Genomic DNA, 14,578 nt, shown 5'->3' on the forward strand with positions numbered 1-14,578 from the left:
TCTGGTCACTCTGACGGGATACCCTTTATAACTCCTGTTCATGTTTCTTTTTGGGCTTCTGATGTGTTTCACCTGCCTGTTGTTTCTGTTCTTTGAGTCTTTCCAAAACAGACGTTTTATGAACACTGTCTGCGATTCTGTCCTGACGTTCCTCTGGCACATTTACTTCCGGATTTTCCCCGATACCCTCATCCGCCAGAAGATTTTCTCCCCCTTTCTCATCCATATTGAGCATGGCATTTAATTCTGCCAGACGTTCCATTTTTTCACTCAGTTCCGCTTCTTTCGGAAATGGCTTCTGTACCTCTTCCTGTGCAGTCTTTAACTGCTGTTGTACCGTTTCCAGATTCTGCTCGGTATCTGCCAGCTTTTTCTCGATTGCAGAAAGTGCATTATGAATCCTCTGGATATTACCCAGAGTATCCTTTCCGAACTCAATCTTATAAGAACATTTTCCCTTGAGCGTCATGGTATAAGTATTCGACAGGAAATTATATTCTGAAGAAAGTGCAAAACCATGATATTCTCCGATCTGCCCGGCTGATTTTACAGACTTCAAACCGGATGCTGCTGAAATGAGTGCAACTCCTGCTTCTTTTTTATCTGTATACAGCTTTCCACCGACTGTCATTGCAAAGTGGTCATTATCCTGTAAATCTATTCCTTTTACTACATCTGCATCCACACGCATACCGGCAATCTTCTCTTTTAATGCGGTAATCTGTACTGGATACCGCTTTGCAATATCCGATTCCAGACGATAGATCTGACTGGTGTGGTTCGCTTTCAGAAGTTTCAGCTTACTTACCTGCACATCCAGATCCATTTTCTCCTTAATATATTCGTTACCCGTTGCCAGTGCTTTGATCTCTGCATAGGACAATGCCGTATCATCCACATCCTCACAGGCACGAACCGGGGATTTACTGGTCATAATCTGCGAAATAAACTTCTGTTTGTTTTCCAGAATCTGCCACATGTACGAATCGAAAGTATTTTCCGTTACATACCGAAAGATTTTTACCTTATCATTCTGGTTTCCCTGTCTGAGAATACGTCCCTCCTGCTGTTCCAGGTCAGACGGTTTCCAAGGACAGTCCAGATGATGCAGTGCAAGTAGTCTGTCCTGAACGTTGGTACCAGCACCGAGTTTCGGAGTGGAACCCATCAGGATTCTTACCTGTCCGGCCCGCACCTTTGCAAACAGCTCCGCTTTTCTTACTTCCGTATTATACTCATGAATAAATGCGATCTCCTCTTTCGGAATACCCCGTTCTACCAGCTTATTTCTCACATCATCATAAACATTGAATGTTCCGTCATTTTTCGGTGTACTGAGGTCACAGAAGATCAACTGGGTAGCCTGTGTATCTTTTCCGTCCTCCCATACCTGGAAAGCATTCTCCACACAGGCATTTACCTTGCTTTCCCCTGCATCCGGCAACATATCATTTAAAAGCCTCTGGTCTAATGCACATTTTCTTCCGTCATTGGTAATCTTGAGCATGTTATCTACCCTTGGATCTACCACACCGCCACGAACCTTTTCTGCACGTTCTGAAAAGGCTTCCACCATTTCTTTCTGTTCCTCGCTCGGCTTTAATACTTCATTGATATATTCTGCTTCCGGTACAGGAAGATTCAGCATATCTGCAGTCTGAATATCCGCAGCTTCTTTAAATATGGAGATCAGCTCTGGAAGATTAAAAAAACGGGCAAATCGTGTTTTTGCACGATAGCCCGTCCCTTCCGGTGACAATTCGATTGCTGTAACTGTTTCTCCAAAAGTCGCTGCCCACGAATCAAAATGTCCCATTCCCATATTCATTAAAGTATCATACTGGAGGTATCTCATAATGGTGTATAACTCAGTCATGCTGTTTGATACGGGTGTTCCCGTTGCAAACGTAATTCCTTTTCCTCCGGTTATCTCATCCATATACCTGCATTTCATAAACATATCCGAACTTTTTTGTGCATCGGTCTGTGAAATACCTGCCACATTCCGCATTTTTGTGTATAAAAAAAGGTTCTTATAGTTGTGGCTCTCGTCCACAAACAGCCTGTCAATGCCAAGCTGTTCAAAAGTAACCACATCATCTTTTCGTGTCTGGTCATTCAGTTTTTCCAGTTTTGCTTTCAATGTTTTCTTTGTCTTTTCCATCTGCTTGACCGTATATTGCTGTCCTGCTTCCTCTTTTGCCGCCTCAATAGAAAAAGTAATATCTGCAATCTGATCCTTCAGCAATGCAATCTGTCTTTCTCTGGAAAGTGGAATTTTCTCGAACTGGCTGTGTGCAATGATAACTGCATCATAATCACCAGTTGCGATTCTGGAACAAAACCGTTTTCTGTTTGCCGGTTCAAAATCTTTCTTCGTTGCCACCAGAATATTTGCTCCCGGATACAAGCGTAAGAAATCGCTTCCCCACTGTTCCAGCAAATGATTTGGAACCACATAAAGGTTCTTTTGTGCCAGTCCCAGACGCTTGCTCTCCATACCGGCTGCGATCATCTGAAACGTCTTGCCTGCACCTACGCAGTGTGCGAGCAGTGTATTATTTCCATAAAGGATATGTGCCACTGCATTTTTCTGATGCTCCATCAGCTTAATTTCCGGATTCATTCCCACAAACTGGATATGACTGCCATCATATTCCCTTGGCCGGATGCTGTTAAACCGTTCATTATAAATTTTACAGAGTGTTTCCCGTCGGCTCATATCCTTAAAGATCCACTCTTTAAATTCCTCCCGGATCAGTTCCTGCTTCTGCTGTGCCAGGGTGGTTTCTTTCCGGTTCAGTACCCGGTGTTCCCCATTTGCATCATGTATTGTGTCATAGATTTTTGTGTCACGCAGATTCAGGGCATCTTCCAACAGCCTGTAAGCATTTGCCCTCTGTGTTCCGTAAGTTGCCGTAGAAAGCGGGTTATTGCTGCTGTCCACATTCTTTCCTTTTATGTTCCATTGTCCAGTCACTTCCGCATACTGGACTTTGATACGCTCATAATTGATATGCTGTCGTGGTGTATGGAATGTCTCTGCCATGAACTCTGTAATATAGTCTGGAGAAATCCATGTTGTACCAAGCCTTGCTTCAATCTCGGAAGCATCCAGATCTTTCGGCTGTACTCGTTCCAGTGCCTGTACATTGATCATATATTCCGGGTGGTTTTCTGCAAACTGCCTTGCAATGTTCAGCTTCTCCCTGACATTCCCGGAAAGATACTCATCGGATGGCTCCCATTTATCCGTAAGCGGATTCTTGAAGATAACACCCGTAAGCTCCTCTGTGACCTCCTCCACTGTTTTTCCGGTAAGCTCCATCATATAAGGAATATCTACTTTTGCCTTTTCCCCGATGGATACCGCCAGTGCCTCACTTGCAGTATCTACCGATGTTACCGGCTCTGCCCTGCGGATTGTCCTTTTCGTAAATATGTCTGCTTTCCGCTTCAACTCGCCCTTTTCGTCCAAAAATTCAAGGGAAGTTAAAAGGCAATAGCTGCTGTCCATGCTGAACGCTCTTTTATTCGCATTGCTGCTGAGTAGTCCATACTTGGCAGTAAAGCTGTCATAAACCTGATTCAATTCAGCCTGTAAGCTGGCAACCTCTTCATCACTGCATTCTTCCAACTGCCGTTCCAGAAGCCTGTTTGTTGCATCCCGGATGGCAACCATGCCCCTGACACGTTCGCCTGTCACAACGGGAAGTTCCATCTTATTCATAACAGAATTTTCCCTGTAATAAATATCCTCTCCGACAAGTGCAAAGCTAAAGTTCTTAATGTTCGGATCTGCCGGTATGGATACCACCTGTTCTTCCAGTTCCGTATCCGAAATCTCCTGCTCTGTGATGGTTCCCTGGATATGCTTTACCGCTTCTTTTAACTGCTCTGCCAGATCTGCTCCCTCTTTTGCCTTTACTGTCACTTCCTGTTTTCCGTACTGGGTACTTTCTGTTGTAAAATCTCCAAGCACCATTTCCGGATGATCAGCAAAATAGGAATTGACTGTATAGCCTTCCGGTGTAGTTTTTAACTGTACCCAGTCTGGTTCTGTAATTGCAGCCCTGTCCCTTTTCTGGAAAAACAGAATATCCGCAACCACACTGGTATTGGCATTTCTCTGGAAAGCATTGTTCGGTAAGCGTATTGCCCCAAGCAGGTCTGCCCGGTTTGCAAAATACTGTCGGACTTCCGGATTCTGTTTATCCATTGTACCGCTTGATGTGACAACTGCCACCACTCCGCCCGGACGTACCAGGTCTAAGGATTTTGCAATAAAATAATCATGGATCATAAAGTGGTATCTGTCATATTTGCGGTCACTGACCTGATATGCCCCAAACGGTACATTTCCAATCACGCAGTCAAAAAAGCTGTCCGGGTAACTGGTTTCCTCAAATCCCTGTACTGCAATCCTATTCTTCTGGTAAAGCTGTTTTGCAATTTGCCCGGAAACCGGATCAAGCTCCACGCCGTACATATTTGTGGCACTCATGCTTTCCGGTAAAAGTCCCATAAAGTTACCTACTCCACAGGATGGCTCCAGGATATTTCCCTGTTTCAGTCCCATGTTGTCAAGTGCTTCATACATTGCTTTGATGACTGTCGGGGAAGTATAAAAAGCGTTCAGGGTTGACGCCCTTGCTGCACTGTATTCTTCTGATGTAAGGACTCCTTTTAACTGCGTGTATTCCTCTGCCCAAGCACTGTTTCTTTCTTCAAAAGCCTGTGGAATACCGCCCCAGCCAACATATCTTGACAACACTTCCTGTTCTTCCGGTGTTGCCAATCTCTGCTCCTGTTCCAGTTCTTTCAACAGCCGGATAGCTTCCATATTTGCTTTAAACTTTGCCTTCGGACCGCCAGAGCCAAGATCATCGTCCGTAATATGGAAATTATGAGGTTCCTGCTCTACAATCTGTTCTTTTATATCTTCCGGTTCTATTTCTTCCTCTGGTTTTATTTCCGGTTCTTCTTCTGGTTCACTGATAATTTGCTCCGGTTCCGTATCTTCTATATCTTCTTCTGGTTCGGAAGCACTCACAATATCAAATAAAGACATCTGGTATCCATTTAAGCCATCTGCCTGATCTGGTACTTCCTGTACCGGGAAAATCGTATAGCTGCCTTCCACATACTGATGTACTTCCGTCAAAAGCTGTAATTTCTTCTCATAAGTTTCATTCACTGCTTCAAAATCCAATGGCAGCATTGCCAGGGCATCATCCATCGCCTGTAACAGTTTCTGCGACTGCTCCGAATCATTCAGCATAACAGGAAGTTCTTTTCTTGCTTCTTCATTAAAGAAATCCTGCTTAAACGGACGCTCGATTTCTTCTGGCATTCTTGCATAAAAACTGATTACTTTTCCTGCAATCCGTTCCCTCTCATATTCCGGCATACGGGAATAATCTGCAGAACGTAAGAACTGCTGATTATCAATCAGATAGCCGATTCTTTTTGCAACTTTTGCCCAGGGCAGCAACACCGAGGTATCTGGATTCCCATAGTCCCCTCTCTCCAGTTTCAAACCTTTCCCGTCATAATCTGCATGTGAATTATCTGCCCCACATAAAGCATGGCTCTGACCGCCTATCCCATATTTTTCCTTGATAAAATCTGTCCTTGCCTTATCATCTTCATTCAGGAGATAAAAAGAATAGGTAGAAAGCCTTCCATCCGAATATGGCCCTCCACCGGCAAGAAAAGCATCTATTTCATCCTGCGTAATAAATACCTTATGTTCCTGCCATGTGAATTCATCTCTTGCACTGTATGGAATTACTTCTGCAGCAAATTTCTGAAACTGACCGGATATTCTGATCGGATTATAGGTGCGGAACCGCATAATGCTTTTATCTTCCTCATAAGCCATCGCCAGTCCTTCCAGACGCTCATTCAGATCTGCCAGCCACTGCGGATCTGTCAGTTTCTCTTCCAGATAATCAGTAATTTCTGGATAAATACTGTGAAGATGTGGCAAATCTTCTTCATCAAAGACAAGTTCTGCTACCCCCTCTGCCATATCCGCTTTCATATAGGCAAGTGCCTGGGCATGTTCCTTTATTGCATTCTCCCTTGCAACATCAAGTACGGACTGCGGTGCATACTCGCCTTGTTTCAAAAGCTGATGGATACGACCACTCACATCTTCCCAGGATAAAAACGCTTTATCCAGAATCTGATCAGTAACGGTATGCCCTACTGCAATCTGCAATCCCGTTTCGTCAAACCAGACAGAATATTCCATTCCATTGATTTCAAAACCTTTTCCACCAGTTCCATACTCCCGCTTTACAAACTCCGTATATTCTTCCGGTGTCTGTTCACTCATAAAATTATAGATAATACGAAGCTGGCTTTTACTTCGGTTTCCCCCGGTTCTTAAAACCTCATCAACCACTTCACTTGGAATGGCAATCTCCCCTGCATAGAGGGCAGCTATTCTGTTTTCAATTTCCCTTTTCTGTTCATTTACAGATGGAAGTTCGGGCAAAGATAAAGCAGAGGCGATTTCTTCCTCTGCTTTACTTAACTGATCTTCACTTGTGTCTTCAATTAGTTGTATACCAATTCCGTCAAGATGCTCTCTTCCGCTGTTGCCATCAGACTGTTCATATGGGCTGTCCACGCCATCGGGTTCTCCTCTTTCGACGGTGCCGGATTCTTCTCCAACAGTTTCTCCATCTGTACTTCCAATCTCTTCTGTGCTGTTTTCTCGATCTCCTCCAGATGACGGTTCAGTTTCCCAGTCAGCAACAGGCTCTGATACAGGCTGTTCTTGTGTTCCTTCAGAAATGTCCTCCGCAGCATTCCGTATTTCCCGATCTGTGCTTCTGTCTCCTGGATTGTCAGATTCGGAAACAGATAATCCCCTTTGCGATGATATGTCAGTTCCATGCTCATTTCCTCCTTCATTTTCCTGTGGATATTCGTTTTCTATGATTCTGTTGTTGTTTTCTTCGCTTTCGCGAATTAACGTGTTAAATTTATTATAATTCCTTTCTTCCGAATTTTCAATACCCTTTTTCATTTCTTCTAATGAAATACGGTGTACAAATCTTCCAATATCCACTAACACAGACTCACTGGCCATGCTCGTTGCATTTCCAATAAATGTCAGCACTGATAAGCTGTTATAATCTGTGATATGTACAAAGTCCATTTCTTCCTGCCGTTCCAACGGATCAAGCCCACATCTGGAAGCCAGAGTATAATAAATGCTATCTGTCAACAGACTGCGAAATTCGCTGCGGATGGTATCTTCTTCCAGCTCCTCCAGGTACGTTCCTTCTGTCATATACGTCAAGCCATCCAGATATTCATCCAGGTTTTCTTCCACCATGTATTTTGCTGTTGCCATCAGTGCATCAGAAAGATTTCCTGCGTCCTTAGCTTCCAGTCCGTAAACTTCTTCTAAATGGTTTAATAAGGCATCTTGTTGTTTCTCCTGCAACTGCCACAAATACGGTGTTCTTCCACCTTTTACCTTATGAGTATCCTGAATATCAAATACATACCGGAGTCTTGTTTTCTGCATGGTTTCATCTAAAAGAGCAATTCCCTTTGCTCCTCGATTTACCCACCGCAGCATTTTTTCATTCCATAATTCCAAAGAAGCACAGGCAGTTGCTTTTGGACGCTGTGCGTGGATCAAAAGCTGATCCATAAATGGATACCGATACAGTCTGGCCGCAGTATCCAGATAATTCATCCAGTCTCTCGGTGAACTGCTGATACGGGTTGCATGATATTCTGCAAGTCCCCGTATCTCATCTAAATGAGCCATAACTCATTCCTCCTTCCGTCTGTGCTTTATTTCTTCTTTTTAGGAAACTCAAGACTGAATCTGGCTTTTCCATCTTCCAGCCCCAGTACCAGATCGGCATCAAATTTGCTGTCTTTTTTCTTGGAATACAGTCCTTTCACATGGGTACGCCCCTTTTTCAGAAGCTCCACCGCCATCTTTTTATCCATCGACTTTTTCATATTTTCCAGAAAGCGGTTCGACTTCCACAGAGCAAACTGACAGTTTCTGTCAGAACAGTAATAATTGATTTTTCCCTCGTATACTTCTGAACCACACACTGGGCATTTTCCAATCACTTCCCTTGCAGTCTGAAAACGATTCCGTTCTTCTTCCGGGATTGCCCTGCACAAAGAAAGAATCTCATTAATCATGGATACAATCCCATTCATAAATTCATCTTCCTGGATTTTCCCCTTTTCCATCATCAGAAGCTGATTCTCCCATTCTGCTGTCAGGCTTGCAGATTTCAGATTCTCCGGCATTACATGAATCAACTCACATCCTGCTACTGTAGGAAGAATCTGTTTTCCTTTACGTTCTGCATAGCCAGAAACTACCAGCTTTTCGATGATATTGGCTCTGGTTGCCGGTGTCCCAAGTCCTTTTTTCTCTGTTTCAGAATCAAATTCCTTATTCCCTGCTGTTTCCATTGCAGCAAGCAGGGTATCTTCGGTAAACATCTTCGGCGGAGAAGTGTAATGTGTACTCTTCTCTGCTTTCACAGAGGCAAGAGTCATTCCTTCCTCATATCCTTCTGGAAGTTCTGTCTTATGATCCGGTTCATCAGATTTCTTATCCTTTACACAGTATTTCCGAAAGGCTTCTTCCACTTCTTTGAAGCCCATCTGCACAGGCAGCTTCCCTTTTGCAGTAAACTCATGTTCTTTGCACTGTACGGAAATTTCTGTCTGCTCATAAAGGTACTCTTCCCCTGTTGCCTGAACAAGCTGCTGTCCGATCAGCATCAGCAGATTTTTCTTTCCACTGGAAAGTCCTCCCATGCCTTTTTCCATTGCTTCTTTTGTCGGCAGTATTGCATGATGATCAGATACCTTTGCATTATTAACCACACGATCTATGTTTTCTCCAGTCTGTTCAGATTTCAGAAACGGAAGAAAATCTGTCATGCCTTCGACAAGCATTTTTACCGTTTCTTTCATATCTTCGGTTACATACTGACTGTCTGTTCTCGGATAGGTAACCATCTTTTCTTCGTACAGCTCCTGCAGCATATCCAGTGTCTTCTGGGCAGTGTATCCGAAAAAACGATTTGCTTCCCTCTGCAGACTGGTCAGATCATAAAGTTTTGGTGGGAAAGTCTTTTTCTGTTCTCTTTTTACCCTTGTGACCAGTGCTTCTGCCCCATCACAAAGTTTTCTTAATTCTTCCGCTTCCGTTTCTAACGGGATACTCTCTGACGTTACCGTAAGTTTCCCATCTGACAGGGAAACCTTATAATAGGCTTCTTTCTTGAAATGCTCAATTTTCTCTTTTCTTTCTGTCAGCATGGCAAGCGTTGGTGTCTGCACTCTGCCAACTACCAGACGTTTAAAATATCTGGTTGTGTAAGCTCTCGTTGCATTCATTCCAATCAGCCAGTCCGCCTGTGCCCTGCATACCGCAGCATTACAAAGCCCTGCATATTCTCTCCCGTCATTTAGGGACTGGAATCCTTTCAGGATCGCTTCATCTTCCATTGAGCTGATCCACAGACGCTTCACTGGTTTTCGACAGTCTGCCAGATCATAAACTCTTTTAAAAATCAGTTCTCCTTCTCTTCCAGCATCACAGCCATTAACCAGATACGCTACATCTTCCCGGTTCATTAAGCTACACAACACTTCAAACTGCTTCTTTTTATCTTCTGATACCTGTACTTTCCATACTTCCGGGATGATCGGCAAATCCTCAAACTGCCATTTTGCATATTTTTCGTCATAAATTTCCGGTGGTGCATATTCTGCCAGGTGTCCCAGACACCAACTGACAATGCAACTGTTCCCCTCCAGATACCCATCCTCTCTCTGATAAGCAGATAAATTTTTTGCAAGACTCTGTGCCACACTTGGTTTCTCTGCAATTACTAAAAATTTCGCCATATTTTCCTCCTGTTCCTGTCAAAAAGGCAGTCCATAAAGAACTGCCCTTTCTCCATACCTTATGATTTTTCGTTATTTCTGCTGGTCTTCTGCATTTTCTTCATCTTCATTGATGTAACTGTCATCAGCAAATTCCAGACCTTCCTCTACAATTCCGTCCTCTTTTTTCTTTCGGAATTTACTTAAAGCAAAAGCAGCTAAAACGCCGAATGCCAGCACAATGCCTCCACCCAGGACTGCAGAACCAAACATTTTATTACCACTGGATTCCTGTTTTACTTCTGTTTCTGGCTGTACGGTAGTTTCCGGTTCTGGTGTTGTGGTTATTTCCGGAAGAACAACTGCAGATTCCTCTTTTTTCTCAGTTTCTTCATTTTCATCTAAGAACTCTGCCAGATCCTGTTCATCTACCAGTGACATCATGTACACATTTTCAGAAGTACCGGAACGGTCAATAACCATATAAAAGGTATTTCCATTCTTTGTCTGGACAGTCAGAAACTGCTTGGAGCTGTCATTCTCCTTATCATCCACAAGTTGTCCGTTTCCCGGCGTGGAAAATGGTGTTCCCTCTGTGGCAGGCTGCTCCGCCGGCTGTTCTTCTATCACCTGTTCCGCAGTTTCAGCCTGCTCTGCGTTTTCATTTGCCTGTGCAAAAGCGGTCACACTGGCAGAACCAATCAGCATCGTTGCCGACAACATAATCATTAAAACTTTTTTCATTACTTTATTCTTCATCTTCCAAATCCTCTCTTTCTTCTATCAGTCCGGTTGACATTTCGCTATCCATATTTTCTTCTTTCTTTATACCCGTTTCAGAACTATCCATAGAAAGATTGCCCTCTTCATCAAACTGCATGGTAACTGTTCCGTTCTGAATTCCATCCAGAAAAGTCAGCATCTTTCGGCTGTCCATCTTCATGGAACGGATTGCCTTAATAATTTCTGCATCTTCCATCTGCTTTTTCTGGATTCTCAGTTGCCTTACATGCTCCTGCAGTTCCAGAATCTTGTTTTCAGTTTTCTGAATGTCATCCAGAACCTTTTTTAACCGCATATTCATCTCTTGTTCGCTCCCTTCTAGTGAAGTCTGCCAAATGCCATAAAATGTTGCTGCCAGTAAGAACTTGCAATGCTTGTATATTGAATCGGATTTCCACAATGAATCATCATGTTATTTCCTACATAAATTCCAACATGGCTCGCTCCCGGCGTATCATAAGTTCCCTGGAAAAAGATTAGATCTCCCGGCTTTGCATCAGATGGAGATACATAGGAACAATAAGAACGAAGCCCGTCCGCTGTTGTTCTTCCCACGTTCCATCCATTTCCGCAATTATTGATTACCCAGCATACAAAACCAGAGCAGTCAAAACTGGTAGATGGCGATGCACCGCCCCAGACATACGGATAACCAAGATATTTTTCCGCTTCCCGGATCATCTTGGCAAACTGCGGATCAGAAAGTGCTTCTGCCGGAATATCATATCCAAAGCCTGCCCCACCTGTCGGAATTGTGTTAAGGTCAAACAGATAATCACGATTTCCATAGTATTTGTTGTAAGCGTCATACTGCTCCTGTTCCTTATCTGTCATACGGTTTCTTAAAACTGCATCCAGGTTATGGTTCGTAAGTGTTACATCCAGCCGGTTCACTTCTCTTGTTGTCGTTACTTCCACTTCCTGACTTCCATTGCTGTCTGCTATGTATGCTTCCCAGGTCCGATGCCCATGTGCTGACGCAGAAGCATGATCGCCATAAAATACATCAAACTGCACACCATACTGTGCAAAATTTCCGGTATCCTCAACTACATACTCCACGCCATTCATAATGACATGGGTTCCCATTGGCACAAATGGATTGGAAGCATCTACCGCAATCGTATGATTTGCCTGTGGATAGGCTCCACTTGCTGTCGGGCCTCCACTCCACTGTCCGCAACAGATCGGGCAGTTACAATATCCACTGGTTACAACCTGTCCCAATGATTCTCCAACCCTGACCGTTTTCTTTTCTGTTACGGTTTCTCGTGTCGAATCCGTATATAAGCCATACTGTTCCTTAAAAATATCCTGAATCTCATCTGCAACCTCTGCATAGGTAAAACCGCCGTACTTGACTGTCAGATAAGAAATGAGTTGATACGGATTGTGTCCGATCTCATCAATCTGGAACTGGAACTCGTCATAATCGGAATGGTTTGTTTTCATCTGATTGATCTGTTCATTCAGTGCATTTTCCAAAGCCACATAAGCATTTTCCGCAGCATAAATATCTGCATCCTCGCTGGAATAACTGGTAGAAATAATAGCATTGGAACTTCCTTGGAATAACGCAGCACAGCTTGACAGACTCGTCGCCATCAACGCAAACAGCAGAACCAGAACTCCTATGGACAGGAGGATATTCCTGTTCTGTGCCACAAGCTCCTTGACCGCAGCTTTGGCTTTTTCTGTAAATCGCTGTGCATTTACAAGCACTGCATCTTTCACAGCCTTTCCCTGTTTCGCAGCCTGATACTGCTTCTGGTAACGCTTTTTCTGCAATAATTTCTTTAAGGCAGACTGCTTTTTCTGCTCTGCTTCTTTCTGAACCGCCCTTTTTGCTTCATCGGAAGCACTGGTGCCAAACTGCAGGCGGAATTTTTCTGTTTCTTCCAGAACAGATTCCCTTAACCGGTTATTTCTCTGTCGGTTCTCTTTCAATCGTTCCCGAACGTAAACAGACTTTCTTGCAAGACTTTCTCCTGCAAGCTCCATCTGACCTGCCGCATCAAGAGCAGCATTATCATCGGTATCTTCTCTGACCTTTTTCTGACCATAATCAGATACCGTTTCCGAAACGGCGGAAGCTCCCCTTTTTGCCATCCCACTGCCAGGAATCACACCCTTGCTTTCATCTTCAAAGGAAAGCCGGGATTTTGATTTCTTCTGTTCTTTTCGTATCTGTTCCCTTTTTGTCTTGCCTTTGATCTCTTCCCGAAAATCTTCCATTGATTTTTCATCAACTTCTGACTTTTCATGGTAGCGTTTCTGCTCTTTTGCTGCATAGGCTGTGACCATCTTTTTCTTTCGATTCTGCCTGTCCGTTTCTGTTATTTCAGAATCACGTTCAAATTTCCGTTCCGGATGCCCCCGGATACTTTCTTTCCGAAGTCTGGAACGTGAAACAGACGGAGATTTCTCCCCGCCTGCTTTATCATCACTCATTTCTGAGTTTTCCATTTCTTCCGCTTCTGCAATTTCTTCCTGTTCCAGAAAAGCATGTCTGGACTGCAGCCTGTGCTTTCCTTCTGTCACTTCCTCAACCGTTTCTTCTGCAGTATGAGTTTTTCTGACCTTTCCAAAGTCCAGCTCCTGTTCCCTGTGTCCGGCTGTTTTCTTCTCATCTGCCTCACGCCCGGTAATTCGCTTTTCCTTTTTACTGCGAAGATTTTTTTCCCGGAGTCCATCCCTGCTCATCTTCTGGACAGTCTTGTCCCTTGCTTTATATTCATGCTCTTGCATGGTCATCATCTCCTGATCTATGGTAATTTTCCGTTATTTTTCTTTGCAACCAGTACCATACGCCCATTTTTCTGGGAATACTCACAAGTAGACAGTGTAAGTAACTTATCTCTGTATTTTGCTGTTGTTCCTGTTTGATAAAGTGATTTTTCCTTAACGGAGGCAACAAATTTTTTATAATCATCCACTGTTCCCGCTTTGATAAAACTGTAATAATCAAAATCATTTCCTGTATAAACGGGTGTTGTAAATACTGCAAATATCTGATACTGTTCATTTCCCCATATCGTGCGGAACAGGATTGTCGGATGTTCTTCATAAAATCCTTCGTCCTTATATTTTTCAAGGTCAGCAAACATCTTCCCACTGTTCATGTGATGTCCATATATGATCAGATTGTCCGAATCTCCTGGTACACATTCCTCTGCCAGAAATAAACAGCCATTTGCAGAATATTCCCCGTTAAAATCCCGATGCAGATAATAATTTTTATCTCCGGGCCGGTACATGACCGGATAATCTATTCTCGTCCCATCAATGGTCAGCCAGCCAATACAATCTGAATTTTCTTCATGCAATGCCAAAATTCCAGCATCTACCTCTAAATCGTCGGAAGTATCTTCTTCTGGATCGTCCTCTTTTTCCTGCATAAGTTCCTGCAACTCTTGCTGTAATTGGTTATCCTGTCTTTCCTGCATAAAAAATCCCATCAGGAAATACAGACTGATCGTAAGCAATATAACGGATATAGAAAGTAACAATCCTGCCACCCATTTTCTCATACTCTGCTGTCACCTCTTTAACTATCATCTCTGCCTTTGATGCCGAGTTTTTCACGCTTCTCTACATCTTCCGGCTTCGATGACATTAACGCATAAAGCATAAGGGTATTATCGAATCTGTCCTTAAATGGAATAATTGTATTTCCATAAAAAATCAGCCCTTCTCCCTCTCCACTGTTTGTTACATAGGAAAGCTGGTGTGTTGAAATATTAAGCTGTTTTGCCAGAATCTGTCGATCCCCGGATGCCTGGTTGAGCATCAGGATAAAATCTGAGTTTTCAAAGATATTCTCGATTTCCCTTGATGCAAGCAGATCGTAGGGTAGGGTAAAGGCGCCTTGCCGCCGTTGGCGGTAGGTTTCCTACAC

At 43.4% G+C, this 14,578-nt stretch carries 5 protein-coding genes and 3 pseudogenes; all 8 read right to left on the minus strand.

Going from position 1 to position 14,578, the window contains the following annotated elements; genetic code table 11:
* Positions 1-25 precede the first annotated feature (25 nt).
* A pseudogene (locus DWX68_RS05770) lies at positions 26-4,906 on the minus strand (SNF2-related protein); the annotation flags it as partial.
* 1,661 nt (positions 4,907-6,567) lie between these two features.
* A complete protein-coding gene (locus tag DWX68_RS14875; RefSeq protein WP_322099873.1) occupies positions 6,568-6,927 on the minus strand; it encodes a TnpV protein in 360 nt (119 codons plus the stop codon).
* An 897-nt stretch (positions 6,928-7,824) separates the two neighbouring features.
* Positions 7,825-9,918, minus strand: a complete 2,094-nt coding sequence (locus DWX68_RS05775) for a type IA DNA topoisomerase (protein WP_118401257.1) — start codon at positions 9,916-9,918, stop codon at positions 7,825-7,827.
* A gap of 72 nt (positions 9,919-9,990) precedes the next feature.
* Positions 9,991-10,641 carry a CD1107 family mobile element protein gene (locus DWX68_RS05780; RefSeq protein WP_243027574.1) on the minus strand — a complete coding sequence of 217 codons (651 nt, stop codon included), beginning with the start codon at positions 10,639-10,641 and terminating at the stop codon, positions 9,991-9,993.
* A 4-nt stretch (positions 10,642-10,645) separates the two neighbouring features.
* The gene (locus DWX68_RS05785; RefSeq protein WP_118401259.1) at positions 10,646-10,981 is read right to left on the minus strand and encodes a DUF4315 family protein; all 336 of its coding nucleotides are present in this window, start codon (positions 10,979-10,981) and stop codon (positions 10,646-10,648) included.
* A 17-nt stretch (positions 10,982-10,998) separates the two neighbouring features.
* Positions 10,999-11,565: pseudogene (locus DWX68_RS15085) on the minus strand (C40 family peptidase); the annotation flags it as partial.
* Between the two features lie 1,880 nt (positions 11,566-13,445).
* On the minus strand, positions 13,446-14,210 hold the full coding sequence (gene srtB, locus DWX68_RS05795) for a class B sortase (protein ID WP_118401261.1): 765 nt from the start codon (positions 14,208-14,210) through the stop codon (positions 13,446-13,448).
* Positions 14,211-14,227: 17 nt separating this feature from the next.
* Positions 14,228-14,527: pseudogene (locus DWX68_RS05800) on the minus strand (conjugal transfer protein TraE); the annotation flags it as partial.
* Positions 14,528-14,578 lie beyond the last annotated feature (51 nt).

Source organism: Clostridium sp. AF20-7 (genome assembly GCF_003479275.1).
Lineage (GTDB): Bacteria > Bacillota > Clostridia > Lachnospirales > Lachnospiraceae > Otoolea > Otoolea fessa.

Bases quoted from the DNA above. Each gene is read 5' to 3' on its own strand.
- DWX68_RS14875 (WP_322099873.1), bottom strand. From the start codon at position 6,927: ATGAAGGAGGAAATGAGCATGGAACTGACATATCATCGCAAAGGGGAT.
- DWX68_RS05775 (WP_118401257.1), bottom strand. From the start codon at position 9,918: ATGGCGAAATTTTTAGTAATTGCAGAGAAACCAAGTGTGGCACAGAGT.
- DWX68_RS05780 (WP_243027574.1), bottom strand. From the start codon at position 10,641: ATGAAAAAAGTTTTAATGATTATGTTGTCGGCAACGATGCTGATTGGT.
- DWX68_RS05785 (WP_118401259.1), bottom strand. From the start codon at position 10,981: ATGAATATGCGGTTAAAAAAGGTTCTGGATGACATTCAGAAAACTGAA.
- srtB (WP_118401261.1), bottom strand. From the start codon at position 14,210: ATGAGAAAATGGGTGGCAGGATTGTTACTTTCTATATCCGTTATATTG.